At 67.2% G+C, this 26386-nt stretch carries 23 protein-coding genes, 1 tRNA gene, 1 pseudogene and 1 riboswitch; of the genes and pseudogenes, 12 read left to right on the plus strand and 13 right to left on the minus strand.

Annotation, left to right across the window (positions count from 1 at the left end; translation table 11 throughout):
* Positions 1-136: 136 nt before the first annotated feature.
* The 4 genes from BM244_RS15425 to BM244_RS15440 all read right to left on the minus strand — a co-directional run bounded on the left by BM244_RS15425 (position 137) and on the right by BM244_RS15440 (position 6159).
* Positions 137-955, minus strand: a complete 819-nt coding sequence (locus tag BM244_RS15425; protein ID WP_093399783.1) for an ABC transporter substrate-binding protein — start codon at positions 953-955, stop codon at positions 137-139.
* Positions 952-2850, minus strand: coding sequence for a TonB-dependent receptor plug domain-containing protein (locus BM244_RS15430; protein WP_093399784.1), 1899 nt, complete (start codon positions 2848-2850; stop codon positions 952-954). Before BM244_RS15430 ends, BM244_RS15425 begins: the two co-directional genes overlap by 4 nt.
* A 115-nt stretch (positions 2851-2965) precedes the next feature.
* Positions 2966-3183: riboswitch (cobalamin riboswitch) on the minus strand.
* A gap of 309 nt (positions 3184-3492) precedes the next feature.
* On the minus strand, positions 3493-5589 hold the full coding sequence (locus BM244_RS15435) for a TonB-dependent receptor (RefSeq protein WP_093399785.1): 2097 nt from the start codon (positions 5587-5589) through the stop codon (positions 3493-3495).
* A gap of 144 nt (positions 5590-5733) precedes the next feature.
* Positions 5734-6159: an organic hydroperoxide resistance protein gene (locus tag BM244_RS15440; protein WP_093399786.1), complete on the minus strand. Its 426-nt coding sequence runs from the start codon at positions 6157-6159 to the stop codon at positions 5734-5736.
* 119 nt (positions 6160-6278) lie between these two features.
* Between BM244_RS15440 and BM244_RS15445 the strand changes: the two genes are divergently transcribed.
* Positions 6279-6728 (plus strand): MarR family winged helix-turn-helix transcriptional regulator, encoded by a 450-nt coding sequence (locus BM244_RS15445; protein WP_175518225.1) that lies wholly within the window; start codon positions 6279-6281, stop codon positions 6726-6728.
* A 94-nt stretch (positions 6729-6822) separates the two neighbouring features.
* Positions 6823-7014: pseudogene (locus tag BM244_RS23145) on the plus strand (glutathione S-transferase); the annotation flags it as partial.
* A gap of 68 nt (positions 7015-7082) precedes the next feature.
* Here BM244_RS23145 and BM244_RS15450 read toward each other — a convergent pair.
* Positions 7083-7157 (minus strand) — tRNA-Val (locus BM244_RS15450).
* A gap of 44 nt (positions 7158-7201) precedes the next feature.
* Positions 7202-7579 (minus strand): cell cycle two-component system response regulator CpdR, encoded by a 378-nt coding sequence (gene cpdR / locus BM244_RS15455; RefSeq protein ID WP_093399788.1) that lies wholly within the window; start codon positions 7577-7579, stop codon positions 7202-7204.
* A gap of 170 nt (positions 7580-7749) precedes the next feature.
* Between cpdR and BM244_RS15460 the strand changes: the two genes are divergently transcribed.
* Positions 7750-8595, plus strand: coding sequence for an N-formylglutamate amidohydrolase (locus BM244_RS15460; protein ID WP_093399789.1), 846 nt, complete (start codon positions 7750-7752; stop codon positions 8593-8595).
* 8 nt (positions 8596-8603) lie between these two features.
* Here the strand turns inward: BM244_RS15460 and BM244_RS15465 are convergent, their stop codons facing one another.
* The 3 genes from BM244_RS15465 to BM244_RS15475 form a co-directional block, all read right to left on the minus strand.
* Entirely contained in the window at positions 8604-11774 is a 3171-nt protein-coding gene (locus BM244_RS15465) for a TRCF domain-containing protein (RefSeq protein ID WP_254784473.1), read from the minus strand.
* Between the two features lie 110 nt (positions 11775-11884).
* Positions 11885-12826: a Gfo/Idh/MocA family protein gene (locus BM244_RS15470; protein WP_093399790.1), complete on the minus strand. Its 942-nt coding sequence runs from the start codon at positions 12824-12826 to the stop codon at positions 11885-11887.
* 75 nt (positions 12827-12901) lie between these two features.
* A complete protein-coding gene (locus BM244_RS15475) occupies positions 12902-13612 on the minus strand; it encodes a FadR/GntR family transcriptional regulator (protein WP_093399791.1) in 711 nt (236 codons plus the stop codon).
* 160 nt (positions 13613-13772) lie between these two features.
* Here BM244_RS15475 and BM244_RS15480 point away from each other — a divergent pair, with 160 nt between their 5' ends.
* From BM244_RS15480 to BM244_RS15520, 9 genes are all read left to right on the plus strand, one after another.
* Positions 13773-14645 (plus strand): 2-dehydro-3-deoxygalactonokinase, encoded by an 873-nt coding sequence (locus BM244_RS15480; RefSeq protein ID WP_093399792.1) that lies wholly within the window; start codon positions 13773-13775, stop codon positions 14643-14645.
* Positions 14642-15286, plus strand: a complete 645-nt coding sequence (locus BM244_RS15485) for a 2-dehydro-3-deoxy-6-phosphogalactonate aldolase (RefSeq protein WP_093399793.1) — start codon at positions 14642-14644, stop codon at positions 15284-15286. The genes BM244_RS15480 and BM244_RS15485 overlap by 4 nt, the downstream gene beginning before the upstream one ends.
* A gap of 241 nt (positions 15287-15527) precedes the next feature.
* Entirely contained in the window at positions 15528-16649 is a 1122-nt protein-coding gene (locus BM244_RS15490) for an 8-amino-7-oxononanoate synthase (protein WP_093399794.1), read from the plus strand.
* The gene (gene bioD, locus BM244_RS15495) at positions 16646-17263 is read left to right on the plus strand and encodes a dethiobiotin synthase (RefSeq protein WP_093399795.1); all 618 of its coding nucleotides are present in this window, start codon (positions 16646-16648) and stop codon (positions 17261-17263) included. The genes BM244_RS15490 and bioD overlap by 4 nt, the downstream gene beginning before the upstream one ends.
* Positions 17260-18519: an adenosylmethionine--8-amino-7-oxononanoate transaminase gene (locus BM244_RS15500; protein WP_093399796.1), complete on the plus strand. Its 1260-nt coding sequence runs from the start codon at positions 17260-17262 to the stop codon at positions 18517-18519. The genes bioD and BM244_RS15500 overlap by 4 nt, the downstream gene beginning before the upstream one ends.
* Before the next feature lie 92 nt (positions 18520-18611).
* The gene (locus tag BM244_RS15505) at positions 18612-19730 is read left to right on the plus strand and encodes an extracellular catalytic domain type 1 short-chain-length polyhydroxyalkanoate depolymerase (protein ID WP_175518227.1); all 1119 of its coding nucleotides are present in this window, start codon (positions 18612-18614) and stop codon (positions 19728-19730) included.
* 360 nt (positions 19731-20090) lie between these two features.
* Positions 20091-21464, plus strand: coding sequence for an MATE family efflux transporter (locus BM244_RS15510; RefSeq protein WP_093399798.1), 1374 nt, complete (start codon positions 20091-20093; stop codon positions 21462-21464).
* A gap of 85 nt (positions 21465-21549) precedes the next feature.
* A complete protein-coding gene (locus tag BM244_RS15515) occupies positions 21550-21768 on the plus strand; it encodes a hypothetical protein (RefSeq protein ID WP_093399799.1) in 219 nt (72 codons plus the stop codon).
* A 36-nt stretch (positions 21769-21804) separates the two neighbouring features.
* The gene (locus BM244_RS15520; RefSeq protein WP_093399800.1) at positions 21805-22200 is read left to right on the plus strand and encodes an MAPEG family protein; all 396 of its coding nucleotides are present in this window, start codon (positions 21805-21807) and stop codon (positions 22198-22200) included.
* A gap of 3 nt (positions 22201-22203) precedes the next feature.
* Here the strand turns inward: BM244_RS15520 and mmsB are convergent, their stop codons facing one another.
* From mmsB to BM244_RS15540, 4 genes are all read right to left on the minus strand, one after another.
* Positions 22204-23079 carry a 3-hydroxyisobutyrate dehydrogenase gene (gene mmsB / locus BM244_RS15525; RefSeq protein ID WP_093399801.1) on the minus strand — a complete coding sequence of 292 codons (876 nt, stop codon included), beginning with the start codon at positions 23077-23079 and terminating at the stop codon, positions 22204-22206.
* 132 nt (positions 23080-23211) lie between these two features.
* Complete coding sequence (locus tag BM244_RS15530; protein WP_093399802.1) at positions 23212-23988, minus strand: enoyl-CoA hydratase; 777 nt, start codon at positions 23986-23988, stop codon at positions 23212-23214.
* 53 nt (positions 23989-24041) lie between these two features.
* The gene (locus BM244_RS15535) at positions 24042-25085 is read right to left on the minus strand and encodes an enoyl-CoA hydratase/isomerase family protein (protein ID WP_093399803.1); all 1044 of its coding nucleotides are present in this window, start codon (positions 25083-25085) and stop codon (positions 24042-24044) included.
* A gap of 115 nt (positions 25086-25200) precedes the next feature.
* Positions 25201-26343, minus strand: a complete 1143-nt coding sequence (locus BM244_RS15540) for an acyl-CoA dehydrogenase family protein (protein WP_175518228.1) — start codon at positions 26341-26343, stop codon at positions 25201-25203.
* Between the last annotated feature and the right edge of the window lie 43 nt (positions 26344-26386).

The following is a 26386-nucleotide window of genomic DNA, read 5'->3' on the forward strand; positions in this document are numbered from 1 at the left end:
CCGAACGCCGCCACCACCCCGGCGAAGGCCGGGGCCCAATTGGGGAACGGTCGTGACGACGCGGAGCGCTTAGTTACTTCGGCCATTCCAATTGGGCCGCGGCCTCCGCCGGGGTGGTTCTGGTATGCGTGTCGCATCACAGCCCCGCCCGGATCGCGGCGAGGCGTTCGAGCGCGGGCGGGATCGTCGGCCCGCCGCAATTGATCAGCACGCGCGGGAATATGGCTTGCGGCGTCCGCGGCAGCAGACGGTGGCGCAGCGCAGTGCCGCGGCCTTCGCGTTCGGAGGCGATCACGACCGTCGGCGGTTGCGTCACGATCGTCTCCGCGGACAGCGTGCCGGTATGCGTCAGGCCGTAGGTCGCGGCGGCGTTGCGGAAGCCGACGCGCGTCATCATGTCGTTCAGCAACGTGCTCCCCCCGGTCGCGAGATCGCCGCTGATATAGAGCAAGGCGCTCGGCAACGGTCCATCCTTGCGGCTCCAGCGCGCCACGGCGCGGTCGATCTCGGCATTGATCCGCGCGCCGCCCATCGGCGCTCCCGCGGCGTCGGCGATCTGCGTGACCTGCGCCTGGCTTTCCGCGATCGAGTCGGGAATGCCGACCAGCAACGTCTTCAGACCGGCGCGCGCGTACGCCGCCTGAGTCGCTGCCGGCGTGTAGGTGCTGGCGATGACCAGATCGGGGTGAAGCGCGATCACCTCCTCGGCAGTCCCGGCGATCCCGCGAAACCGGCGCGCGACGGCGATCGGGATCGAGGTCGCGGCCGGATCTTGCGAATAATGGCTGATCGCGGCGATCCGCGCGGGCGGCAGGACGCGGACCAATACCGCGTCCACGCACGGATTGGTCGAGACGATCCCCCCGCCCCCGCCCCCGCCCCCGCTCGCAGCGAGACCCGGGGGCTTGGCGCAGCCCCCGAGCAGGAGCGCGAGGAGGATCGCCCCGCGCTTCACTTCAACCGCAACCGCACGCCGCCATAGGCCGCGCGGCCGTAATTGCCGTAGCCGGCGATCGTCTCGTACCGCGCGTCGGCCAGGTTATCGACGCGGCCATAGACCGCGAACCGCTCGCCGATCGGCAGCTCCGCACGCACGCCGGCCAACGCATAACCGTCGAGCCGCGTGGTGTTGGCGGCGTCGTCGAAGCTGTCGCCGACCATCGTCACGGTGCCGCCGACGGACAGGCCGAACGCGAACCGGTAATCGGCATCGATGCTCGCGGTCTGCCTGGGGCGCCGTGCAAGATCATTGCCGAAATTGTCCCCGATCGAGCGGTTCTCGGTATCGATATAGCTGTAGTTGGCGGTCAGCGTCAGCGCGTCGACCGGGCGCAACGCCAAGGTAAACTCGACACCATCCGCCTCGGCGCGCGCGACATTGTCGTAGACGCCGAACGGACGGTTGGCGCAGATCGAACCGGGCGTCGTCAGCTCGGCCGGGCTGCAATCGCGGAAGTCGATCTGGTTGCGCGTGCGGCGATTGAAATACGTGACGCCGACGCGGGCACGGTTGCTGAGGAAAGCCTGATCGACGCCGACGTCGAAGTTGCGCGCGGTTTCCGGATCGAGGTTGCGGTTCCCGTAGTCGGAGAAGAGCTGGTACAGGGTCGGCGCCTTGAAGCCTTCGCCGTAGCTCGCGCGGACCGTTGTGCCGGTGCGCAACGCCAATGCCGCATTCGCACCGAACGTCGTGCGGCTGCCGAAATCGTCGTGATCGTCGTTGCGGACGCCACCGGTGATCGTAAGGACATCGAGCGGCTTGACGATCAGCTGGCCGTAGACGCTGGTGACGCCGGTATCCGCAAACGTGAAGCCGTCGTTGAAACGGCTGTTCTCGCGCTCGACGCCTGCGACGACGCGGACCTGGTCGATCGGTCGGAAGTCGCCCTGATATTCATAGCGCTCGCTGCGGCCACGGCCGATGAACGACGGATCGCTGCCGAAGCTCGGGTCGTAATTGTCGCGGTTGATGTCGGCGATCGTGAACGCGACGCGGTTGTTGATCCGACCGTCGGCGAAGTTCGCATGGAGCCCGGCATAACCGTATGCCTCGCGCGTCTTCGAATATTCGGCGGTGTCGGCGAGCACGTAGTCGGGGGCCGGGAAGCCATCGATCGCGACGCGGCTGTCCGCGAAATAGCCGCGCAGGTCGAGGCCGATGCCCGGCGCGAACTCGACGCCCAATCGCCCGGTCGCGCCATATTGGCGATAGCCGTCGCGCTCGGTGCCGCTGGCCGCGGATGAGATGCCGTCGGTGCGCAGATAGCCGCCGGTCAGCGATCCCGATACCGGCCCCGACTTGCCCGACACGCCCGCGCTCGCGAACACGCTGTCGGCATAGCCATATTCGGCGTTGGCGCGAGCTTGGACGCCTTCGGTCGGCGCGGCGGTGATGATGTTGACGACGCCGCCGATCGCCTGGCTACCCCACGGCACCGAGTTCGGCCCGCGCAGGATCTCGATCCGTTCGACCGAGCTCGACAGGAGGTTACCAAAGTTGAAGCCGCCGCCGGTCGACGAGGGGTCGTTGACGCGCACGCCATCGATCACGACGAGAGTCTGGTCCGCCTCGGCACCGCGGATGCGGACGCTGGTCAGCGCGCCGACGGTGCCGTTGCGCGTGACGGTGACGCCGGGCGTGGTCGCGAGCAGGTCCGACACCACGGTGGTCTGGCGGCGCTCGATCTCGGCGCGGTCGATCACGGTCACCGCCTGGCCGATCTCGCTCAGCGGTTGCGCGGCACGCGTCGCGGTGACGACGAGTTCGGGGGCATCGGGGTCGGGAATCGTTTGTGAATACGCCGGCGATGCGATCGCTGCGGCGCTCAGCAGAAGGAAGAATTTCGTCATTGGGCACGTCCTAACCGGAGCCGCCAGCGACCATTCGCCGGACGGCCAGACGTCTCTCGCTCGAGGAAACCCGGAAGGACCGGAGCACTCGTCCGCGCCGGACACCCGCCCGCGCAGTGGATCGACCGTGAGAGGCAGGTCTCCTGGCTTCCGGGTCGCCGCGCCCACCCCGCCTTCCCAGATCGAAACCCAGTGGCATAATCGGGGTGGCCGCTATCCGGTCACAGTTGCGGGTACAGCGCCGGTCTTGCGGATTTAGATCATGACGACCCGGCCCGCGCACCGACTTCCCTTTTGATCCCGTCGCCGGGAACCCTTCACAAGGATGGCATTAGTCGCGCGTCCTGCACGGGTCAACGCAGGAGGATAAGGAGCATCGACCCGCGATAGCGCGCGCTGTGTATAGTTGGGACCCTCCATCACACCACCCCGGCGAAGGCCGGGGCCCAATTGGGGAACGTCGATAACGGGGCGCTGTGGTTCGTTATCGCCACCTTCCCAATTGGGCCCCGCCCTTCGCCGGGGGGGGTGGCGTGTTAGTCAGGACGTCGCGTTCCCTTCCTTGTTCTCCCGCGAAGGCGGGAGCCCAGACTGGGTCCCCGCCTTCGCGGGGAAACATGCTGTCTTCGTTTGGACTAACGCTCACCGCCCTCCGTACCGCAGCCCCACCCAGATTGTCCGCGGCGTCGCGCGCTCGACGATATTAGCGCCGCTGATCCCCGCCTCGACGCGCTCGTCGAACAGATTCTCCCCGCGCACCTCGGCCACCAGCGAGCGCAGGATCGGCAACGCCGCATACGCATCCAGCGTCGTCGCGGCCCCAAGCACACGCGTGTTCTGGTCGTCATCGAACTGCCGCCCGATATGCCGCACCGTCAGCGACAGCGCCGCCGCATCGCGCTGCCAATCGACCGTCCCCGACACCTGGTCACGCGGCGTCTGCGCCGGTCGCAAGCCATCCAACGCGGCGGTGATCCCCGAACCCGCGACCTTCGAATTGGTATGCGACCACGACGCCTGCACACCGAACGGGGAAGTGCCGGCATTGGGCCGATACGACGCATCCAGCTCGAACCCATGCGCGCGGATCGCGTCGAGGTTCTGGCGAACGCGGTAGGTCGTCACCCCCGGCAACACCTGCGGCGGCGTGATCGTCGTGACGTTCGCCACGGCATCCTTCAGCCGGTTGTAGAAATACGTCGCGGCGATGCTGACGCCCGGCGCAGGCGTCAGCGTCACCCCGCCCTCGACCCCGGTCAGTCGCTCCGGTGACAGCAGCGCGTTCGCCGCGGTCGCATCGTTGCCGACGCGGAACGGGCGATACAGTTCATTGAGCGTCGGCAACCGCCACCCGCGATACCCGGCCGCGCGCAGCGTGATCGCCTCGACCGGCTGGTACGCTACGCCCGCCCGCCCCGTCGTCTCGCTGCCGTCGCGATCCGCATACCGAAGGTTGGTCAACGCCGCGCCGCCCGCCAGCGGCCGTTCGGACAGATACCCGCCGTCGATCGACCACCAGTCGACCCGCCCGCCGAGACTGAACGTGAAGTCGCCAGCGACCACGCTTCCATCGGCGAACACACCCGTCGTCGTCGTGCTCCCCCCAGCCTCGCGCCGCCGCGTCGGAAGCGTGTTCACGAACGTATAAAGCTCCTGCGTCTTGCCGCTGACATCACGAACATCCGCCCCCAGCCTCAGCGTGATGCTTTCGCCCAGCGGCGGCAGGATTTCGATCCGCCCGCCGAGACCGGTCGCGGGGGTATTATACTGGTTCAATGACTGGATCGCGGTCGTCCGCGCGGCATTGATGCTGTTGAAGCTGCTCGCGAACGCCCGCGTCTGCAGATACGCCAGCGCCGAATAACCCCAACGCCCGCGCCCGATCAGCCGGACGCTCGCATCCGCGCCTTCGCTCTTATTGTCGGTAAAGTCGCTGCCCCGGTCACGCCGATCGGTGAACGCGCTCGCATTCATCTGCAACTCGGTCTTCGCGCCGATCCCTACGACGGTTCGCAACGCACCCGACGCCTGCTCGTACGGCGCCGGACGATCGACGACCCCGCGGCTTTCCTCGACGGTCGGTGTGAAGCCGTCCCCCCGCGCGTAAGCGCCGGACAGGGTCGCAAACCCCGATCCGCGCACCAGCGCCGCAGAGCCCTGAGCATCGACCGAATCCCGGCTGCCATACGCAACGCGGCCCTGGAACGGCGCCGCCTGGTCCGGCGTCGCACTCTCGAGCTCGACCGTCCCGGCCAACGCCCCCGGCCCCTGATACCCGCTCCCGCCGCCGCGCGTGACGCGGATGCGCCCGAGCCGCCCCGTCGCATAGGCCGGAAACGCGACCCAGCCGCCGAACGGATCCGCCTGCGGCACGCCGTCGAAGATCAGCAGCGCACGGCTCGACGCGTTGCCGCCGATCCCGCGCAGCGAAATTCCCTGGCTGGTCGGGTTGGCGCTGCGCGAATCCGACCGGCGAAACTGCTGGAGCCCCGCGACGTCGGCCAGCACGCTTTCCAGCCGGTTGCTCGCATTCGCCTGGATCCGGTCGCGATCGATCGTGACGATGTCGTACGCGCGGTCGCCGGGTGCATCCGCCAGCCCGCGACCTGTCACCACGATCTCGGGCGATGGCTCTGCCGTCTGGGGAACGGCCGACTGTGCCGACTGTGCCGACGAGACGGTGGCCGGCAGCATTGCACTGACAAACACGGGTAAAGCGAAGAAGACAGGACGAATCATCGCCGTTGCATGACAGCTTTTGGTGATGGTTGAACAGCGAAGATGCCGTTCCTCCCAGCCCCCAAACGACGACGGCACCGGGCGATGACGCCCGGTGCCGTGTTTGAACGAACTGCTGTGAAAGCAGTCGAGCGGAGTCGTCGATCAGGCCAGCGTGAGGCCGACATCGACATTGCCGCGCGTCGCGTTCGAATAGGGGCAGATGTCATGCGCCGCATCGACCAGCTTCTGCGCCTGTTCGCGGTCCAGGCCCGGCAGGACGACGGTGAGATCGGTGGTGATGCCGAAGCCGCCTGCCGCGCGCGGGCCGATACCGACCTTCGCGGTAACGGCAACGTCGTCCGGCACCTTCACCTTCAGCTGCTGGCCGGCGACCTTCAGCGCACCGATGAAGCAGGCGGAATAGCCGGCTGCGAACAACTGCTCGGGGTTGCTGCCGTCACCGCCGGCGCCGCCCAGTTCCTTAGGCGTCGACAATGCGACGTCGAACCGACCGTCCTCGGACTTGGCATGGCCATCGCGGCCACCGGTTGCCGTGGCGGTCGTGGTGTACTTGACGTCGATCGACATTGTATATCTCCATAAACGTTATTGCGATAACGGATATATGAGGGCGGATGCCAGATGTCCAGAACGAGATTTGCCGCGATAAAGTTTATTGTGGTATTGCGAGGCAAAGGAGCCATGCCGTGCCCGATCCCTTGCCCCTCGACGACCAGCTCTGCTTCTCGCTCTATGCCGCGACGATCGCGATCAATCGCGCCTACAAGCCTGTCCTCGACCGCCTCGGCATCACCTATCCGCAGTTCCTGGTGCTCCAGACCTTGCACGAGGCGGAAGACGGTCGCTCGATCGGCGCGATCGCCGACCGGTTGGCGCTCGAACCCAGCACGATCACGCCTCTGGCGAAACGGCTCGAAGCGGCAGGGCTCGTCACGCGCATCCGCAATCCCGCCGACGAACGCCAGGTCCGCGTTCGCCTTACCGAGGCAGGCAAGGCGTGCTGGGCGGAGTCGGGATGTCTGGGCGCGCTCGTGGTCGAGCGCACGGGAATGACTCCCGATCGGCTTGCGGCGCTGAATGCGGAAGTCGCGGCACTGCGCCATGCGCTCGCAGGCGACCGGACCGCCGCGCAGTAACGGGGTCACGCCCTCCGATCATCCGCTGTCGTCTTGTTCGCAGTAACGTCGAGATTGCCCTGCGCGAGAAGCGCGTCACGGAACGCCGTTCGTTGCTGCCAATCCGCGTGACGAGGTGCCGGCCTTGATCAGTGGCAGAACCGTGTTCGATACGACCGTGATCATGGAGTTTCTGGAGGATCGCTGGTCTGTGCCGGCATTGCTGCCCGCCGAGCGAATTCTATCCCTGCCGTCGGTCGCAGCCACCTTCACGCGAGTTCGAGGCCGCGGCGGAACGGATGGCTAGGGCTGGTGGCTAGAACGTCGAGGACAAATAAAAACCCCGCCAGTCACTGGGACTGGCGGGGCTTTCAATGGTGGGCGTGGCAAGGATTGAACTTGCGACCCCTGCGATGTCAACACAGTGCTCTACCACTGAGCTACACGCCCGCCGGAGGGCTCCACTAGCCGCGGTTATCGCGGCGTGCAAGCGCTCAATGCACCCCCGTCGCATTATCCATCTCGAACAGCCGATCGACCTCGGCGACGAGGTCGCGCAGGTGGAACGGCTTGGACAGCACGCGTGCCTGCGGCATCGCCCGGCCAGCCTTCAACGTCACCGCGGCAAAGCCCGTGATGAACATCACGCGCAGGTCCGCGCACATCTCTCCGGCCTTCTGCGCGAGCTCGATCCCGTCCATCTCGGGCATGACGATATCGGTCAGCAACAGGTCGAATTTCTCCGTCTCGAGCAACGGGATCGCCGCAGTGCCCCGATCGACGGCGGTCACCGCATAGCCCGACCGTTCGAGCGCACGCGTCAGGTATTCGCGCATCACTTGATCGTCTTCGGCCAGCAGGATTCGCAACATCGATCTAAAGTCCCGTATTTCCACATACATTCCGCGTCACACTTACGCGCGAAGCCGTTAAGATTTCCAGGTTGTTTACCGCGATCGGTGGAATGCCAGGGTCTCGCAAGCCCGGCCGGTGGAATGTCAAGCCGATTGCCCCCGGCATGCCGCCGCCCTAGCGTGGCGCGATGCATCCCTCCCCCTTCGAGCGCACGGGCGCCACGCTACCGGTCAGCCCGGTAGTGCTGTCCGTACCGCATGCCGGGCGGGACTATCCGCTGGCACTGAAGACCGCACTCCGCGTTCCCCTGGCCGGGCTGTTGCCGCTGGAGGATCGTCTGGTCGACGCGGTAGCGCGGTCGGCACGGACGACCGAAACGATGATCGTCCAGACACGCGCCCGTGCGTGGATCGACCTCAACCGCCGCGAGGACGAGCGCGATCCGATGATCGACGAGGGCGCCTTGGTCAGCCCACCGGCACAGCAATCCGCCAAGCTGCGCAGTGGCCTGGGTCTCGTCCCGCGTCGGGTTGGCGGCGTCGGCGACTTGTGGGCCAGACGGTTCACCGATGCCGACATCACCGCTCGGATCGCAAACGATCACCGTCCCTATCATCACGCAGTCGAGACCGCGCTGGCTGCCGCGCGGGCGCGGTTCGGCATTGCCGTACTGCTCGATCTCCACTCGATGCCGACGCTGGGTCCGGGCGGCGCGCGGATCGTGCTGGGCGACCGGTTCGGCCATGCCGCCGCGCCGCGGTTCGTCGGCCGGGTCGAAACCGAATGCGTCACCCAGGGCTTTTCGACTGCGATCAACGCACCGTATGCCGGTGGCCATATCCTCGAGCGGCATGCCCGCCCGGAAGCCGGCGTCCATGCGATCCAGCTGGAACTCGACCGGTCGCTCTATCTCGATCGCAAGCTGTTCGCGCCGGGTGCAGGATTCGCACGCGTCGTCGGCTTGGTTCGCGCGATCCTGGCCGCGCTGGCGGACGAGGCGCTGTCCGTTCCTATGGCGCTAGCCGCCGAATAGGTCCGCGCTCAGTCCGCCAGCGCCTCCAGCACATCTTCGATCCGGCTGGCCCGCTCGACCGGGTCGGCAAGACTTTCGGCGGCGATCCAGCGACCGTTCTTTTCGGCCAGATCAATGCCTGAACCCGTCTTGGGTAGCGCCGTCCGCTTGTCATGCGGAGTCAAGGCGATCGCGGCGGGGCCGGCATCGATCCGCCGGATATCCGCCATGCGCGCCAGCGTCCTGATTCGCGCGACCTGCAATAGCCGGCGTGCCTGATCGGGCATCGCTCCGAAGCGATCCTCGAGTTCCGCTTCGAACTGGTCGAGCGACGCAATCTCCTCCAATCGCGCCAGCCGCCCATACAGAGACAAGCGCACTTCGATCTCCGGGATCCAGTCCTCGGGCAGGCATCCGCCGAGCTCGAGATGAAGCTCGGGCGTCCAGTCGCCGGGCAACGTGCCCCCGTCGCGTTCGATCCGTGCCTGTCGCAACGCTCGCCCGAACAGATGCTGGTACAGGTCGATCCCGATCAGCTTCATGTGTCCGGCCTGCGCTTCGCCGACCAGATCGCCCGCGCCGCGCAGATCGAGATCGCGCGCGCTGATCGCAAATCCGGCGCCGAGGCGATCGAACGCCTGGAGCGTCCGCAATCGCTTCAGCGTGGCCTCGGCGATCGTCGCCTCGCCATCCGTCAGCAGCATGACCTGCCCCCGCCGGCCGCTGCGTCCGACCCGCCCGCGCAACTGGTGAAGCTGCGACAGCCCGAAGCGATCGGCATGATGGACGATCATCGTATTGGCGCGTGGCACGTCCAATCCGGCCTCGATGATGTTGGTCGCCAGCAGGATGTCACCGTCACCGGCCGCGAACGAGACCATCGCCTCGTCGATCTCGGTCGCGGGCATCTTGCCGTGCGCCTGGACCAGGCCGAGTTCCGGCACGAGTTTTGCCAGCTTGGCGGCAAGTGGCGCCATGTCGTCGATCCGCGGCACCACGACGAAGCTCTGTCCGCCACGTGCGCGCTCCCGACGCAGGGCGGCACGAACGGTGGTATCGTCGAACTGGGCTACCGCCGTCCGGATCGGCTGGCGACGCGCCGGCGGTGTCGCGATCACCGAGAGCCCCTGCAGTCCGATCATCGCGGACTGCAGCGTCCGCGGGATCGGCGTCGCACTGAGCGTGAGGACGTGCCCCGCCCCCAGCGCATGCAGCTTCGCCTTGTCGGCGGCGCCGAAGCGCTGCTCCTCGTCGATCACCACCAGTGCAAGATCGTGATAGGCGACGCCCTTGCCCGCGATCGCGCCGGTGCCGATGACGACGCCGATCGATCCGTCCGCAAGGCCTGCCTTCACCTGCGCCTTCTCCGCCGTGGTCGACAGCCGCGACAGTCCTGCAACCGCAATGCCCGTCCCTTCGAATCGCCGCGCGAAGGTCTCGATATGCTGGCGCACCAATACCGTCGTCGGCGCGGCGATCGCTACCTGCCGCCCGGCGAGCGCGACCGCCGCCGCGGCACGCAGCGCGACCTCGGTCTTGCCGTATCCGACATCGCCGATCACCAGCCGGTCCATCGGCTTGCCACTTGCCAGATCGGCGAGCGTGGTCGTGATCGCGCGCGCCTGGTCAGGCGTTTCGGTAAACGTGAAGCCGGCCGCGAACCGCTCATAGGCGGCTCGGTCCGGCACGATCGGATCGGTCGTCCGGGCATCGCGCTCGGCGGCGATCTCGGCCAGATCGCGTGCACTTTCCGCGATTGCCGCGTCGATCGCACCGCGGCGCTTCTGCCAGGATGATCCATCCAGCGCGTCGAGTGTCACGGCATCGACCTCCGCACCATAACGCCAGATGCGGTCCGCCTCGGCGACCGGAACCAGGCGACGTCCGCCCTTCGCATATTCGAGTACGATCGCATCGCCATCGGTGCCGGGCAGGGTTTCCAAGCCGCGAACGACGCCGATCCCGAACGATTCATGGACGATCACGTCGCCACAGCGCAGCTCGCTGGTCAGGCCCATCGTGTCGGCAGCGTGCCCCACCGTGTCGTCGGCTCGTGCCCGCCCGCCCAGCAGGTCCGCACTCGCGACAACGGTGACGCCGCCCGCGACGAAACCCCGGTCGATCGGCGCGGCCATCAGCACCGCGCTACCCGGCTTCGCGCTGCATGCATCGGCCCAGGTCTCGACCTGCGTGAACGCGATCTTGGTGGCCCGCTCCAGTCTCGGCTGCAGGAACCGAAGATCGCGCGCCGAACCCACGACCAGCAGGCGCCCGTCGGCCAGCACATCCTTCGCGAACCGCGAGAACGCTCGTGCGGGATCGCGTCGCTCGACGAAACGGGGCGGTTGCTCGTCGCTGTTGTCCATGGCGAGCGGGCTACGCTCTACAACGGCGACGCCCCATGCCTTGTCGTCGACCAGATCCGCTGCGGCCTTGCGACGTGGCAGGCCATCGGTGGCGATCGCGAGAAAACGCGACCGGCGCGCTTCGGCGCTTCTATCGAACGCGATCGCGGCATTCGGCAAATGCGCGAGGATCGAGACACCGTCCCCGACGGCCGGTTCGGTCGCACGGCCAAGTTCGACGACATCGATGTCGTCCTCGCCCAGCTGCGACACCGGGTCGTAGCAGCGCAGTCCGGTGATCTGGCCGTCGGCGAATTCGATCCGGACGGGCATGTCGCGATCCGCTGGAAACACGTCGATCACGCCGCCGCGGACGGCGATTTCACCCGGCTCGTCGACCCGGTCGTCCGCCAGATAGCCGATATCGGCAGCCATCGAGGCGAACGCCTCGACATCGATCGCCTCCCCGACCGCAAGCCGGGGCGGGGCGGCATCGAACATGGCGGGCACCGGATAGCGTACGGCGGTGGCCTCCGCGGTCGTCACCAGCAGGATCGGCGCCGCCCCGCATTCCATTGCGGCCCGCAGTCGTCGCAACGCGGCAACCCGTCGACCGACGTTTGCCGGCGATGCGGGCGCCTCGTCCCCCGGCAGCGCATCGCTCGAGGGAAGGTGAACGACCAGGGCATCGGGTGCCATCGCGCCCGCGATCGTCGCGATCTCGGTCGCACGATGATCGTCGGCCGCAACGTAGACGACGTTCCCCTCGCGCAGGTGTTCGACGAGCCCGACTGCGACGGGTGCAGCACGGGGAATGGCACGTTCGTCGACGATTTGCTGACTGACCTGAAGCACCGATACGCATCCTTCTTTGGAAGCTCAACGTGAGCCCCCTGGGTGCGTTCCGACGATGCTATCCTGGATCAGGGCGTTCGACCGTTACCGGCGATCGCGACCGGCGATCGTTACCAGGCGAACGGTGGCAGGGACTCACGGCGACCGATCAGGAACGCGTCCGCCACCAGCTGCAGGGGGCGCACGTCGACATCGCTCGACCGGGCCCGCACCAACTGCGCGAACCGGTCATAGAGCCGTGGATATTCCGCATCTGGCGCCTCGGTGACCGCCCCGTCGATCTCGATCACCGATCCGCCCATCCGCAACCTCAACGTGCCGCCATCGGTGTCGACGACGATGTCCCATTGCTGCTGGCCTTCGTGCAGAAAGTCGAACGCAGCCGTTACGGGGACGTCGCCGCAGGTCATCCGCAGATCGGCGGACAGCGGCGACATGCGCCCTTCCGGTACGCGCAAATCGGCGCCCTCGACCGTCCAGGCGCCCGGCAGGACCGCGGTGGCGATCGACAGGGCGTTGATGCCGGGATCGAACACGCCGAACCCACCCGCCTCGAGAATCCAGTCCTGGCCCGGATGCCAGCGGCGGATATCCTCGCGCCATTCGATCGTCATGCGCTCGACCCGACGATCCGCGAGCCACGCACGCGCCGTGGCGACGCCTGCCGCCTCGCGCGAATGCCAGGTCGCGAACAGCGTTCGACCGGCGGCAGCGGCATGCGCCTGGATCTTCGCGACGTCGGACAGTGTCGCGGCGGGCGGCTTCTCCATCATCACGTCCAGCCCAGCATCGATGGCCGCGATCGCGATCGCCGACCGTCCGACCGGTGGCGTACAGAGCGATACCGCGTTCAGGTCATGTCCGGCTGCGATCAGTTCCGCGATGTCGTGATAGTTCGCGACCCCGTCGACCACGGCATTACGGCTGACTGCGGCGACCAGTTCGAACCGCGGATCCTGCGCGATCGCCGGTAGGTGTTGGTCGCGGGCGATCTTGCCCACGCCGATGATCGCCAGCCGGATCGGCCGTGGGGCCGCTGCTTCGTTCGCCATTCCCGTATCCTCTCGATGTATCTCTTCGGTCAGCGCCGTGCCGCTCCGAATGGAAGCGGCAGCGCACGGTTCGCGCTACGCTTCGCCGATCAGCGTCAGGACGTCGCCGATGATCCGCGACATCGCGATCCGCGCCGAATCCGGATTGCGGGCGACAATGGCGTCGGCAACCGCGGCATGATCGGCGATGTTGGCGGAGCGGCCCTTGATCCGGTTGGTAAAGCGTATCGACGTGCGCAGCGCGGTCGACACCACCGACTGGAACTGCGCGTAGAACGGGTTCTTCGATGCGCGCAGGATCGCCATGTGAAACGCGATGTCGGCTTCGAGCGGATCGGCCAGCCCGGCCTCGCCCGCCTCCATCTGCTCCAGGCCGCTACGGATCGCCGCAATGTCGGCGGCATCGCCGAACCGCGCCGCGAGGGCCGCTGCCTCGGGTTCGATGGCGATCCGCAGCTGGTTGAAATGCCGCAGCAGCTCGACCGAGAACTTGCGCTCCAACGTCCAGCGCAGGACGTCGGTATCGAACAGGTTCCAGGCGCTCGCGGGTTGTACCACGGTGCCCTGGCGTGGGCGGGCACTGACCAGGCCCTTCGCCGTCAGCATCTTGACGGCCTCGCGTGTTACCGACCGACTGACCCCGTGGGTCTTGGCGATTTCGGCTTCGGTCGGAAACGGGCGTGTCTCGTACCGACCCGTCACGATCGCCCGCCCAAGCGTGTCGAGCATACCGTGCGTCAGGTTACGTCCTGCCACGCCGGCTACCGGCGGGGCGCTGTCTGTCATATCAATCGCCATCGCCGGTGGTTCTGGCCTAACCGCACAACGCTGTCACGCATCTTGCGAACCATGCCGACATTCGCCGATGGTGGACTCCCATCATTTGTCGTACAATATGTTCGGGAGTTGCGGCCGTACGACCGGCGGGAAATACTGTGAGGACGGAATGGTAAAGACGGACGCGTTCATTGCGGTCGACTGGGGTACGAGCAACCGACGGGCATTCCGGATCGAGGATGGCCTCGTGGTCGCGTCCGAACGCGACGACCGCGGCGCCGCGACCGTGGCGGCGGATGCGTACGACGCCGAAGTTGCCGGCATCCGCAACCGGCTGGGCGACCTGCCGATGTTGCTCGCGGGGATGGTCGGCTCGAACATCGGCTGGCGTAGCGTACCCTATGTTCCGGCCCCTGCAGGGCTAACCGAGGTGGCCGCTGCGCTAGACCGGATCGACGACCGGACCGCGATCGTACCCGGCCTTTCGTACCGCGACGGACCGCACGCCGACGTGATGCGCGGCGAGGAGGTCCAGTTGCTGGGCGCGGTCGCTGCAGCCCTGGTACCGGCGGACGCGGTGCTCTGCCAGCCTGGTACGCATTGCAAATGGGCGACCGTGGAGGGCGGCAAGATCGCACGCTTCACCACTGCGATGACCGGCGAACTCTTCGCCCTGCTCCGCGCGCACGGCGTCCTGTCGCGGCAACTCGGGTTTCCGGTCGAGCCAGGCGCAGCGTTCCTCGAAGGAGTCGCGGAAGGCGCCAGGCGCGATCTCGCCGCCAGCCTGTTCGCGATCCGCGCGCGGGGCGTGCTCGGGATCGCCGACGATGCGCATGCCGCCTCGTTCGCGAGCGGCCTGTTGATCGGCGCGGATACCGCCGCGCGGATCGAGGCCGGCGCGACCGTCCACATCCTCGCCGACCCGGCGCTCGGCGCGCTCTACGCAGCCGCGATCGATGCGCTTGGCGGCACCGCACACCATATCGACAGTCAGGCCGCGTTCGTGGCCGGCATCACCCGCATCCAGGATCTCGCAGCATGACTCCTCCCACGATCCACCGCCAGGCGTTCGACGACGCCTTCGCAAAATGCCCGCTGATCGCGATCCTGCGCGGCGTGAAGCCCGAGGACGTCGAGGCGATCGGCGATGCGCTGGTCGATGCGGGCTTCACGATCCTCGAAGTGCCGATGAACTCGCCCGATCCACTCGACAGCATCGCCCGACTGGCACGCCGGTTCGAAGGCCGCGCGGTCGTCGGTGCTGGCACGGTGCTGCGCGTCGAGGATGTCGAAGCGGTCGGCGCGGCCGGCGGCACGCTGATCATCGCGCCCAACGCGAACGTGCGCGTGATCGCCGCGGCGGTGGAGAAGGGCTATGTCGCGCTCCCCGGCATCGCGACTCCGACCGAGGCGTTCGCCGCGCTCGACGCCGGCGCCGCCGCGCTGAAACTCTTCCCCGCCGAAGCCGCCAGCCCCACGGTGCTGAAGGCGATGCGCGCGATCCTCCCCAAGGATACGCGCGTGCTGCCGGTCGGCGGGATCGTGCCGGAGTCGATGGCGGACTGGCGCACGGCAGGCGCTGCTGGGTTCGGCCTCGGCTCCGCCCTGTTCGCGCCCGGCATGACCGCCGCGGACGTCGGTGCGCGGGCGAGGAAGTTTATGGAGATGTGGAACGCGGGGTAAGCCACGGTCACGGCGACGGGCACAGGCACAAGCAAAAGCACAGCTAATCGCACCGTCACGCTGCATCCCAGCGAAAGCTGGGGTATCCCCGTTGAGTCTGCTGCGCGGCAATCAGGGTACCCGGCTTTCGCGGGGGTGATGGGACGGAAGGCAGGCACTGGCGTTCGAGATCGTTCCGTAAAAGGTTTATGACTCCCCCCGAACTCTCGTCTTCGCAGCGTGCAGGGTTTAGGGCGACGCGATGATGTTCGCCGACCAGAACCGAGACCTCGCCAAACTGACGGCCGCCGACCGCTACCGATCGCTCCGCCCGCGCCAAGGCGTCGATTTCGCCTCCAACGACTATCTCGGGCTCGCCGGATCGGACCGACTGCGCGCGGCAATGACCGAGGCGTTGCACCGCGGCGTGCCGGTCGGATCGGGCGGTTCGCGGTTGCTGCGCGGGAATGCGCCCGAGCATGAAGCACTCGAGGCAGACGCCGCGCGGTTCTTCGGAACCGAGACGGCGTTGTTCTTCGCGAGCGGCTATGTCGCCAACACGATCCTGTTCGCGACGCTGCCGCAACGCGGCGACCTGATCGTGCACGATGCGCTGATCCACGCCAGTGCGCACGAAGGCATGCGTCTCACGCGAGCGACCTTCGTCGCCGCCGCGCATAACGATGCCGATGCGTTCGAGGACGCGATCGCCGCGTGGCGCGCGTCGGGCGGCACCGGCCGCGCGTGGATCGCGGTCGAGAGCCTGTACAGCATGGACGGCGACCTGGCCCCGCTCGCGGCACTGGCCGAAATCGCAGACCGGCACGATGCCATCCTGCTCATCGATGAAGCGCATGCGACGGGCGTGTTCGGCACCGACGGCCGCGGTTTGACCGAAGCGCTCGACGGGCGCGAGAACGTCATCACCCTGCGCACTTGCGGCAAGGCGCTGGGGTGCGAGGGTGCGCTGTTGTGCGGGCCCGCAGTCATGCGCGAGTTCATCGTCAATCGCGGCCGCGGGTTCATCTTCTCGACCGCGCCGTCGCCGCTGATGGCGCTGGCGGTCGGCGAGGCTCTCCGCATCATCGCGGACGAACCCGCACGGCGCGAGAGGCTCTGGACGTTGATCGCTGCGGCGGAGCGCGTGCTTGCACCCTACGGCGTCACGGCGACGGGGTCGCAGATCCTGCCGCTGGTCCTGGGCGACGCCGCACGGACGATGCGCGTCGCCGGTGCGATCCAGGCGGCAGGGTTCGACGTACGCGGGATACGGCCGCCGACCGTGCCCGAAGGCGGATCGCGGTTGCGGATATCGTTGACGCTCAACGCGACCGTCGCGGATGTCGAAACTCTGGGAACGGTCATGGGAGAGGCGCTGCAATGACGATCGTCGTTACCGGGACGGACACCGATATCGGCAAGACCGTGTTCGCCGCCGGCCTGACCGCGGCCCTCGGCGCGCGCTACTGGAAGCCGGTGCAGGCCGGGCTCGCGGACGGCAGCGACGCGGCATCGGTCGTAACGCTCGGCGTTCCCGCGGACCACGTCCTGCCCGAAGCATACCGGCTGACGACCCCGTGCTCGCCGCATCTCGCCGCCGAAATCGACGGCGTTACGATCGATCCCGACCGGCTCGCGCTGCCAGAGGTCGATGGCCCACTGGTGGTCGAGGGCGCGGGCGGCGTGATGGTCCCCGTGACACGCGACCTGATCTTCGCAGACCTGTTCGCGCGGTGGAACACGCCGATCGTGCTAGTCGCGCGCACCGGTCTCGGCACGATCAACCACAGCCTGCTCTCGATCGAGGCACTGCGCAGCCGCGGCGTCCCGATCCTCGGCATCGCCTTCGTCGGCGACGCGGTCGAGGATAGCGAGGCGACGATCGCCACGCTCGGCAAAGTCCGCCGGCTCGGCCGCCTGCCCCGCCTCGATCCACTGAACGCCGCCACCTTGGCCGAGGCATTCGCCGAGAACTTCGATTTGGAGGCGTTCCGGTGAGCGACTCGCCCGTCTGGCACCCCTTCACACAGCACGGCCTGCGCGAACCCATCCCGCTCGTCACGCATGCCGAGGGCGCCGCGCTTTACACTTCCGACGGCCGGCGGATCATCGATGCGATCTCGTCATGGTGGGTGACCACGCATGGCCACGCCAACCCGAAGATCATGGCGGCGATCGCCGAACAGGCGGGCAAGCTCGACCAGATCATCTTCGCCGGCTGGACGCACCAGCCTGCCGAAGACCTCGCGCGTGGCCTGACCGCGATCATGCCATCGGATCTGACCCGCGTGTTCTTCTCCGACTCCGGCTCGACCAGCGTCGAGTGCGCGCTGAAGATGGCGCTCGGTTACTGGCTCGATCGCGGCGAGGATCGCCACCGCATCCTCGTGCTCGAACACGGCTATCACGGCGACACGATCGGCGCGATGTCGGTCGGCGCGCGCGGCGTCTACAACCGCGCCTACGCGCCGTTGCTGTTCGACGTCGGCACCATCCCCTTCCCCGCCGCCGGGTGCGAGCAAGCAACGCTCGACGCGCTGGAGAAAGCCTGCGCCGCACACCCCGCCGCGTTCATCGTCGAGCCGCTGCTGCTCGGCGCGGGTGGGATGCACATCTATCCCGCGTACATCCTGGCCGAGATGCGGCGGATCTGCACGCGCCACGACGTCCTGTTCATCGCCGACGAGGTGATGACCGGCTGGGGTCGCACCGGCACCTTGCTCGCCTGCGAGCAGGCAGGCGTGGTCCCCGACATCCTCTGCCTGTCGAAGGGACTGACCGGCGGCGCGATCCCACTCGCGGTGACGATGGCGACCGAGGCGATCTACCAGGCGCATTACGGCACCGACCGCGCGCGCATGTTCTTCCACTCATCGAGCTACACCGCCAACCCGATCGCCTGCGCCGCCGCCAATGCGAACCTGGCGATCTGGCGTGACGAACCCGTGTGCGAGCGGATCGCAGGCCTCGCCGCACGCCAGCGGACGCGGCTGGAAGCCCTCGCCCGGCATCCCCGCATCGCCAACGCGCGCCAGATCGGCACGATCACCGCGGTCGAGCTACAGGGCGAGGACGGCTATCTCTCGCAGATCGGCCCGCGATTGCTCGCCTTCTTCCGCGACCGCGACCTGCTGCTCCGCCCGCTCGGGAACATCGTGTACGTCATGCCGCCCTACTGCACCGACGACGCCGATCTCGACCGGATCTACGCAGGCATCACCGAGGCGTGCGACGTGGTCGGGCAAGACTCCTGACGTTTTTGCTGCACTGCAGCAACAAATGAAGTACATGCGACGTTGAGATAAGATCGCGGCCGAGTACGCTGGCGACGAAAGGCCCGATTACCGTGAGAAACATCGCCGATACCATCGCGCGCATGGCGCGCGCCGGAGCGCCGACGCCGCGCGACACCGCGCCCAGCCGCCTGACGCTGCTGACCGAGTTCGGGACCAATCCGGGTGCGCTGCTCGGCTTCAGCTACGTTCCCGCCAACCTTCTGCCGGGCGCGCCACTGGTCGTAGTCCTGCATGGGTGCACGCAGACCGCGGCGGGGTATGACCACGGTTCAGGCTGGTCGAAGCTCGCCGATCGCGCGGGTTTCGCGCTGGTGTTCCCCGAACAGACGCGCGCGAACAATCCCAATCGCTGCTTCAACTGGTTCGCGTCGGAGGACACCGCGCAGGCCGGCGGCGAGGCAGAATCGATCGCGCAGATGACCGAGACGATGATCGCGCGCCACGGCCTCGACCGCAGCCGCGTGTACGTCACCGGGCTGTCGGCGGGGGGCGCGATGACGATGGCGATGTTGGCCACGCGGCCGGACCTGTTCGCGGGCGGCGCGGTGATCGGCGGGCTCGCCTACGGCACCGCGACCGGCGTGTCGCAGGCGCTGGACCGGATGCGCGGGCACGGCGACACCAGCGACACAGCGCTGGTCGACATGGTCCGCAGCGGCGCGCGCGGGCATGACGGACGCTGGCCGACGCTCGCGATCTGGCACGGCGGCGCGGATGCGACGGTAAGCGTGGCGAACGCGGACACGATCGCGCGGCAGTGGCGCGGTGTGCACGGCGTCGACGCCAAAGCGGTGCGAACGGAGCGCGTAGGCACCGCCGTCCACCGGATCTGGTCCGACGCGGAAGGGCGCGATGTCGTCGAGGACTGGACCGTACCCGGCATGGGCCACGGAACGCCGATCGATCCTTCGCGTGGCGAACGCTTGGGCGCCGCCGGGCCGTTCATGCTCGACGTCGGAATTTCGAGCACGGCTGTGATCGCAAAGTCCTGGGGCCTGGTTTCGGCGGCGAAGGCGGAGACTGCGATCAAGCCGGCACCAGTCGAACGCGTCGCCAAGATCGCGATTCCCGTCTCGCCGAAGCCTGCGTCGAAGCCCCGCGCCGAGGCACCAGCCGGAATCCAGGCAACGATCGAGAACGCCCTCCGCGCTGCCGGGTTGATGCGATAAAAGCCCCTATTGGCTAGCGCTTATGTCGGACGCGCCGACCAACCCCAACCGTCATCCTGACGAAAGTCAGGACCCTGAGCCAAACAGGACACCATCCGTTACCCTGGATCCTGACGTTCGTCAGGGTGACGGAGTTGGTGAAAACCTCGACGGCCTCGACCGCACAATCTGCGCGGCACACGCCACCATATCGATCCTCCCCCGCCAGGGGGAGGTGGCAGGCACTTGCCTGACGGAGGGGGCGGGATGGACGGCATCCGTTGCTGCTCCTCCCCCTCCGACGTCTACGGCGCCACCCCCTAACAAGGGACGATCGACGCGGGTAATCGACAAGCCGCCCAACCCGGCTAAAGCCACCGCATGACGTCCACCCCGCCCCGCCCCTGGCGCACCGAGTTCGCCGCCACGCTGAAGCTCGCCTGGCCGCTGGTCGCGACCAATCTCGCGCAGGCGTTGGTCGGTGCGACCGATGTCGCGATGCTGGGGCGGCTCGGGTCGGACACGCTGGCGGCTGCGACGCTGGGGCTCAACCTCTACCTCGTCTTCCTGATCTTCGGGATGGGCCTCACCACCGCCGCCGTCCCGATGATCGCGCGCGAGCGGGGTGCGCGGCCGCATGCGGTGCGCGATATCCGCCGAACGGTGCGCCAGACGATCTGGGTCGCCGCCACGCTTTGCATCCCGTCCTGGATCGTCCTGTGGAACGCCGAGCCGATCCTCGTACACCTGCTCGACCAGAATCCAGCGCTCGCGCACGAAGCGGCGCGGTTCGTTCGCGCGGTCATGTGGGGGATGCTGCCCAGCCTGTGCTTCCTCGTGCTCCGCGCGTTCGTCGCCGCGCTCGAGAAACCCGCCTGGTCGTTGGTGGTGATGGTCGGGCTGCTGGTCGTCAACGCCGGGCTCAACTGGCTGCTGATCTTCGGCCACGCCGGCCTCCCCGCGCTCGGCCTGCTCGGTTCGGGCATGGCAAGCAGCATCGCAAACAGCCTAAGCTTCGTCGCGATGGCCGCGGTCATCGTCTACGCCAGGCCGTTCCGCCGTTATCGCCTGCTCGGCCGGTTCTGGCGCGCCGACTGGCCACGATACCGCGCGGTCTGGACGCTCGGCCTGCCGATCGCGATCACGCTCGGGTTCGAATCCACCGTGTTCATCGCCGCCGTCTTCCTGATGGGCCTGCTCGGCACCGTGCCACTCGCCGCGCACGCGATCGCGATCCAGATCGCCAGCGTCACCTTCATGGTCCCGCTCGGCATCGCGCAAGCCGCCACCGTCCGCGTCGGGCTCGCCTCGGGACGCGGCGATCGCGCGGGCATCGGGCGCGCAGGCTGGGTCGCGTTCGCGATCGGGGAGGGCTTCATGGTGCTGACGGCCGCGTTGCTGGTCCTGGCCCCGCAACTCCTGATCGGCATCATCCTCGACGTCGACGCACCCGCGAACGCGCCGGTAGTCGCGCTGGCGATCTCGCTGCTCGCGGTCGCCGCGGTGTTCCAGGTGGTCGACGGCGCGCAGGTGATCGGCGCGGGGATGTTGCGCGGACTGGGCGACACCAAGGTACCGATGCTGTTCGCCGCGATCGGCTATTGGGGCATCGGCATCGGCGTCGGCGCGTGGCTCGCCTTCGCGCGCGGCTGGGGCGGAGTCGGCATCTGGACCGGGCTGGCGACCGGGCTCGCGGTGGTATCCGTGCTGATGATCGCCCGCTGGCAGGCGCGCGAGAGACTTGGCCTTGGCTAAGGCTCGCCTGGGCTCTTTATCCGATATTACTGATACATAGTCGCCGGGACGTGTTAACATGCGTTAAACCACTGGAGCCTGACATATGCCTGATCAAGACCGCATCGTCGCGATCGGGTTGCTCACGCAGCGCGACGTTTTCGCGCTCGGCCATGACCTGTCGCGCGTCTATCCGATCGACGAGATGCCGTGCTTCGGCAGCCTGCTTGGTGCGATCGACGACGCGGACCGCGCGTTCCACCGCTCGCGCGATGCGCAGCAGCGTGCCATTCCTTTGCGACAGAGCGCAACCTCGCTCGCATAGCGGCGTTCGAGACCCGCTGCCCCGCGGAGATCGATCATGACGCTGCCTACCGAATTACTGCTGCTTGGCTGGTCGACGGTCCTGCTATTCGCGTACATCATGATCCAGGGGCAGACCGCGACGCGCGACCGCGGGCTCGACTGGAACGCAGGCCCCCGCGATGGCGAGCAGAAGCCGCTAGGCGAGATGGCCGGCCGCGCCGAACGCGCGCTGAAGAACTTCCAGGAAACCTACCCGGTCTTCGTCGCGCTCGCGCTGGGGCTGGCCGTGACCGATCGCACCGGCGGGCTGGGTGCGATCGGCGCTTGGCTCTGGTTCGGCGCACGCATCGCGTACATCCCGCTCTATCTGTTCGGCATCAAATATGTCCGTAGCCTGTGCTGGACGGTGTCCATCCTCGGCCTGCTGCTGATGCTGATCCGCTTCCTCTGAAACCTAGTCTCTCAGCGTGCGGATGATCGCCGAGAAATCGAGTCCACCCTGCCCGGCCTCGGCGAACGCCTCGTAACACTCGGCCGCTTTCGCACCCATCGGCGTATCCGCTCCGGTGTCCTTCGCCGCAGCCATTGCGAGCCGAAGGTCCTTGAGCATCAGCACCGACGCGAAACCGCCCTGATAGTCGTGATCGGCCGGCGTATCGGGACCGATCCCAGGCAGCGGCGCGTACGTAGTCATCGACCAGCTCTGTCCAGACGACACGCTCGCGATATCGTAGAACGCCTGCGCATCGAGCCCGAGCTTCTCCGCCAGCACGAACGCCTCGCAGGTCGCAATCATCGTCGCGCCGAGGATCATGTTGTTGCAGATCTTCGCCGCCTGCCCAGCGCCGTTCGCGCCCGCGTGAATGACCGCCTTGCCCATGTCGGCAAGGATCGCCTGCGCCCGGTCGAACGCCTCCGCCGAGCCACCGACCATGAAGGTCAGCGTCCCCGCATTCGCCGCGCCGATCCCGCCAGAGACCGGCGCGTCGACCGCGACGAGGCCCTTGGCCTGCGCCGCGGCGGCGACCTGCTTGGCGGTAGCGACATCGATCGTCGAGCAGTCGATCAGGATCGCGGAGGGCGACGCGACGCCGAACAGCATGTCATAGACCTCGGCGACATGTTTGCCGGCGGGGAGCATCGTCACGATCGCCTCGGCACCGTCGGCGGCTTCGGCAGCGGACGCGACCGGCAGGCAACCCGCGGCCTTCGCCTTGTCCAGCGCGTCGGCGCTCAGATCGAACGCGCGGACGTCATGGCCCTTCTTCGCGAGGTTCGCCGCCATCCCGCCGCCCATGTTGCCGAGCCCGATGAAACCGATCCGTGCCATGTTCTCTCTCCTAATTTTGCTCCCCTCCCTTTCACGGGAGGGGTTGGGGGAGGGCAGTGCCGCAAATACGTCGCGCGTGGTCGCGGCACGTTCCTCCCCTGACCCCTCCCGCAAGCGGGAGGGGAATATTGATCATTTTCCCGTCCAGGTCCCGGCGCGCTTCTCGACAAATGCGGCCATGCCCTCGCTCTGGTCCTCAGTCCCGAACAGCCCGTGGAACAGCCTCCGCTCGAACTGCACGCCCATCGCCAGCCCCGTCTCGAACGCCGCGTTGACCATTTCCTTGTTCGCCAACACCGCCAGCGGTGCCATCGCCGCAATCGTCGCGGCAGTCTTCACCGCCTCCTCGACGAGCTCCTCCGCCGGTACGATCCGCGAGACCAGCCCCGCACGCTCCGCTTCGGCGGCGTCCATCATCCGCCCGGTCAGGCACATTTCCATCGCCTTCGCCTTGCCGACCGCGCGCGTGAGGCGCTGCGATCCGCCCATGCCCGGCGACACGGCGAGCTTGATCTCGGGCTGGCCGAACTTGGCGGTATCCGCGGCGAGGATGAAGTCGCACATCATCGCCAGCTCGCACCCGCCGCCGAGCGCATAGCCCGCGACTGCGGCGATCACCGGTTTCCGCGTCCGCGTGAAATTCTCCCAGCCAGCGAAGAAGTTGCTCGCGTACATCTCCGCGAAGCCCTGCGACTGCATCTCCTTGATGTCCGCCCCCGCCGCGAACGCCTTGGCCGAGCCGGTCAGCACCGCGCAGCTCTGCGACGCATCCGCGTCGAACGCGGCAAACGCAGCGATCAAATCGGCGAGTACCTGCGAATTAAGCGCATTCAGCGCCTGGGGCCGGTTCAGCGTGACGAGCGTAACGCCACCGCGCTGCTCGACCAGGATCGTTTCGTAGGTCGCCATTTCTATTCCTCCAATTACGTCAGCCCAGCTTTCGCTGGGTGTCGTGTTGTTCTTTAACCCGGCGTCCACGCCTCGCTCTCCGGCAACGGCGCGAAGATCTGGTCGATCACGTGATCGGTCACATCCTCGGGCGTCGCCGGATCCCAGTGCGGCGCATTGTCCTTGTCGACGATCACCGCCCGCACGCCCTCGATGAAGTCATGCCGCTGCACGACATGCGCGCCGACCGCATATTCCTGCCGCATCTCGTCCGCGAAACTCGCCATCCCAGCGCCCTCGTGGAGCAGCCGGAGCGACACCTTCATCGTCTGCGGCGACTTGGTCTTCAGCGTCGCAAGTGTCTGAGTCGCCCACTCCCCGCCATCGGCGTCGAGCGCAGCGTAGATCTCCTCCAGCACGTCTGACGCGAAAAGCCGGTCGATCTCGTCCTTGCGAGCCAAGATCTTCGCGTCGGGTACCGACGTCGCCAATGCATCCAGCACGCCCGCAATATCCTGCGGCGTCTCCGCAATCCGCGCCTTGGCCGTATCGAGCGTATCGCTCGCGCGAAAATGCGTCGCCAGCCCAAGCGCGAGGCACTCCGCACCATCGAGCCGGTGCCCGGTCAGCGCCAGATACTGCCCGATCCGCCCCGGCAACCGCGACAGATACCAGCCACCGCCGACATCCGGGAACAACCCAATCCCCGTTTCCGGCATCGCAAACTTGGTATTCTCGGTCGCGACACGATACCGGCACGGCAACGCGAGACCGACGCCACCGCCCATCGTGATCCCGTCCATGAACGCGACGATTGGTTTGGCATAGGTGAACAGCCGATGGTTCATCCGGTACTCAGCGTGAAAGAACGCCCGCGCCTCGACGCCGTCAGTCGCACCTGAGGCTGCAAGCATGCGGATATCCCCGCCAGCACAGAACCCGCGTCCCTCCGCATGATCGACCACGATCGCCTCGACCGCCGCGTCACCACGCCACGCCTCCAGCGCCTCAAGCACGCCTTCGCACATCGCCAGATTCAACGCGTGCAATGCTTTCGGTCGATTGAGACGAATACGGCCGACAGGCCCTTCACTCTCGACGATCAGATCATCGGTCACGCGGTCACCTCCAAAGCACCATCTCCGCGCCTCCGCGTCTCCGCGTGAACCAAAAGTTTTTTCACGCGGAGACGCGGAGGCGCGGGAGAGAAAGATTGAGCAAAGCTACGCGGATTCACTGCCGGGTCAGTTCGCGACCGACGATCATCCGCATGACCTGGTTCGTCCCCTCGAGGATCGAATGCACGCGCAGATCGCGCCAGAAGCGCTCGATCGGGTAATCCTGCAAATACCCGTAGCCGCCATGCAGCTGCAGCGCACGGTCGACCACCGACGAGCCGGTATCGGTCGCCAGCCGCTTCGCCATCGCCGCGAACTTGGTCTTGTCGGGCGCGTTCGCCGTCACCTTCGCCGCCGCGATATAGAGCAGCGCCCGCGCCGCCTCCAATTCGGTCGCCATGTCCGCCAGCATGAACTGCGTGTTCTGGAAGTCCGCGATCGCCTTCCCGAACTGTTTCCGGTCCTTGGTATACGCGATCGCCTCGTCCAGACACCGCTGCGCGCCCCCGAGCGAGCACGCACCGATGTTCAACCGTCCGCCGTCGAGCCCCATCATCGCGATCCGAAAGCCCTCGCCCTCGCCACCGACCATGTTCGCCGCCGGCACGCGGACGCCGTCGAAGATCACCTGCCGCGTCGGTTGCGAATGCCAGCCGAGCTTCTTCTCGTTCGCGCCGAACGACACGCCCGGCATGTCCTTCTCGATCACCAGGCACGAGATGCCCTTCGGCCCGTCCTCGCCGGTACGGACCATCGTCACGTACACCTCGTTCTCGCCCGCACCCGAGATGAACTGCTTCGAGCCCGTCACGATCCAGTCGTCCCCGTCGCGAACCGCGCGCGTCTTCAGAGCGGCCGCGTCCGAACCCGACCCCGGCTCGGTCAAACAATAGCTGCCGAGACGGTCCATCGTCACCATGCTGGGGAGATACTTGTCCTTCACCGCGGCCGACCCGAACCGATCGATCATCCACGCCGCCATGTTATGGATGCTGATGAACGCGCTGGTCGAGGGACACCCGTACGACATAGCCTCCATGATCAGCGCCGCCTCGAGCCGCCCGAGCGCGATCCCGCCGCTCTCCTCGCTGACGTAGATCGCCGCGAAGCCGAGTTCCGCCGCCGCCTTGATCGTCTCGCGCGGGAAGATATGCTTCTCGTCCCACTCCGCCGCATGCGGCGTGATCCGGTCGGCGGTGAAGCGGCGCGCCAGCTCCTGGATCTCGCGCTGGTCGTCTGTCAGGTCGAACTGGTTCATCATCTGTCCTTCAGCGAGCGGCGCCGTTCGGCTGTCCGCTCAG

The sequence above is a fragment of the Sphingomonas sp. OK281 genome (assembly GCF_900115295.1).
GTDB lineage: Bacteria > Pseudomonadota > Alphaproteobacteria > Sphingomonadales > Sphingomonadaceae > Sphingomonas.

What these genes read in the sequence shown, in the direction of transcription:
- BM244_RS15430 (WP_093399784.1), bottom strand. Translation starts at nt 2,850, where the DNA reads ATGACGAAATTCTTCCTTCTGCTGAGCGCCGCAGCGATCGCATCGCCG.
- BM244_RS15435 (WP_093399785.1), bottom strand. Translation starts at nt 5,589, where the DNA reads ATGATTCGTCCTGTCTTCTTCGCTTTACCCGTGTTTGTCAGTGCAATG.
- BM244_RS15440 (WP_093399786.1), bottom strand. Translation starts at nt 6,159, where the DNA reads ATGTCGATCGACGTCAAGTACACCACGACCGCCACGGCAACCGGTGGC.
- cpdR (WP_093399788.1), bottom strand. Translation starts at nt 7,579, where the DNA reads ATGTTGCGAATCCTGCTGGCCGAAGACGATCAAGTGATGCGCGAATAC.
- BM244_RS15460 (WP_093399789.1), top strand. Translation starts at nt 7,750, where the DNA reads ATGCATCCCTCCCCCTTCGAGCGCACGGGCGCCACGCTACCGGTCAGC.
- BM244_RS15470 (WP_093399790.1), bottom strand. Translation starts at nt 12,826, where the DNA reads ATGGCGAACGAAGCAGCGGCCCCACGGCCGATCCGGCTGGCGATCATC.
- BM244_RS15475 (WP_093399791.1), bottom strand. Translation starts at nt 13,612, where the DNA reads ATGACAGACAGCGCCCCGCCGGTAGCCGGCGTGGCAGGACGTAACCTG.
- BM244_RS15480 (WP_093399792.1), top strand. Translation starts at nt 13,773, where the DNA reads ATGGTAAAGACGGACGCGTTCATTGCGGTCGACTGGGGTACGAGCAAC.
- BM244_RS15485 (WP_093399793.1), top strand. Translation starts at nt 14,642, where the DNA reads ATGACTCCTCCCACGATCCACCGCCAGGCGTTCGACGACGCCTTCGCA.
- BM244_RS15490 (WP_093399794.1), top strand. Translation starts at nt 15,528, where the DNA reads ATGATGTTCGCCGACCAGAACCGAGACCTCGCCAAACTGACGGCCGCC.
- bioD (WP_093399795.1), top strand. Translation starts at nt 16,646, where the DNA reads ATGACGATCGTCGTTACCGGGACGGACACCGATATCGGCAAGACCGTG.
- BM244_RS15510 (WP_093399798.1), top strand. Translation starts at nt 20,091, where the DNA reads ATGACGTCCACCCCGCCCCGCCCCTGGCGCACCGAGTTCGCCGCCACG.
- BM244_RS15515 (WP_093399799.1), top strand. Translation starts at nt 21,550, where the DNA reads ATGCCTGATCAAGACCGCATCGTCGCGATCGGGTTGCTCACGCAGCGC.
- BM244_RS15520 (WP_093399800.1), top strand. Translation starts at nt 21,805, where the DNA reads ATGACGCTGCCTACCGAATTACTGCTGCTTGGCTGGTCGACGGTCCTG.
- mmsB (WP_093399801.1), bottom strand. Translation starts at nt 23,079, where the DNA reads ATGGCACGGATCGGTTTCATCGGGCTCGGCAACATGGGCGGCGGGATG.
- BM244_RS15530 (WP_093399802.1), bottom strand. Translation starts at nt 23,988, where the DNA reads ATGGCGACCTACGAAACGATCCTGGTCGAGCAGCGCGGTGGCGTTACG.
- BM244_RS15540 (WP_175518228.1), bottom strand. Translation starts at nt 26,343, where the DNA reads ATGAACCAGTTCGACCTGACAGACGACCAGCGCGAGATCCAGGAGCTG.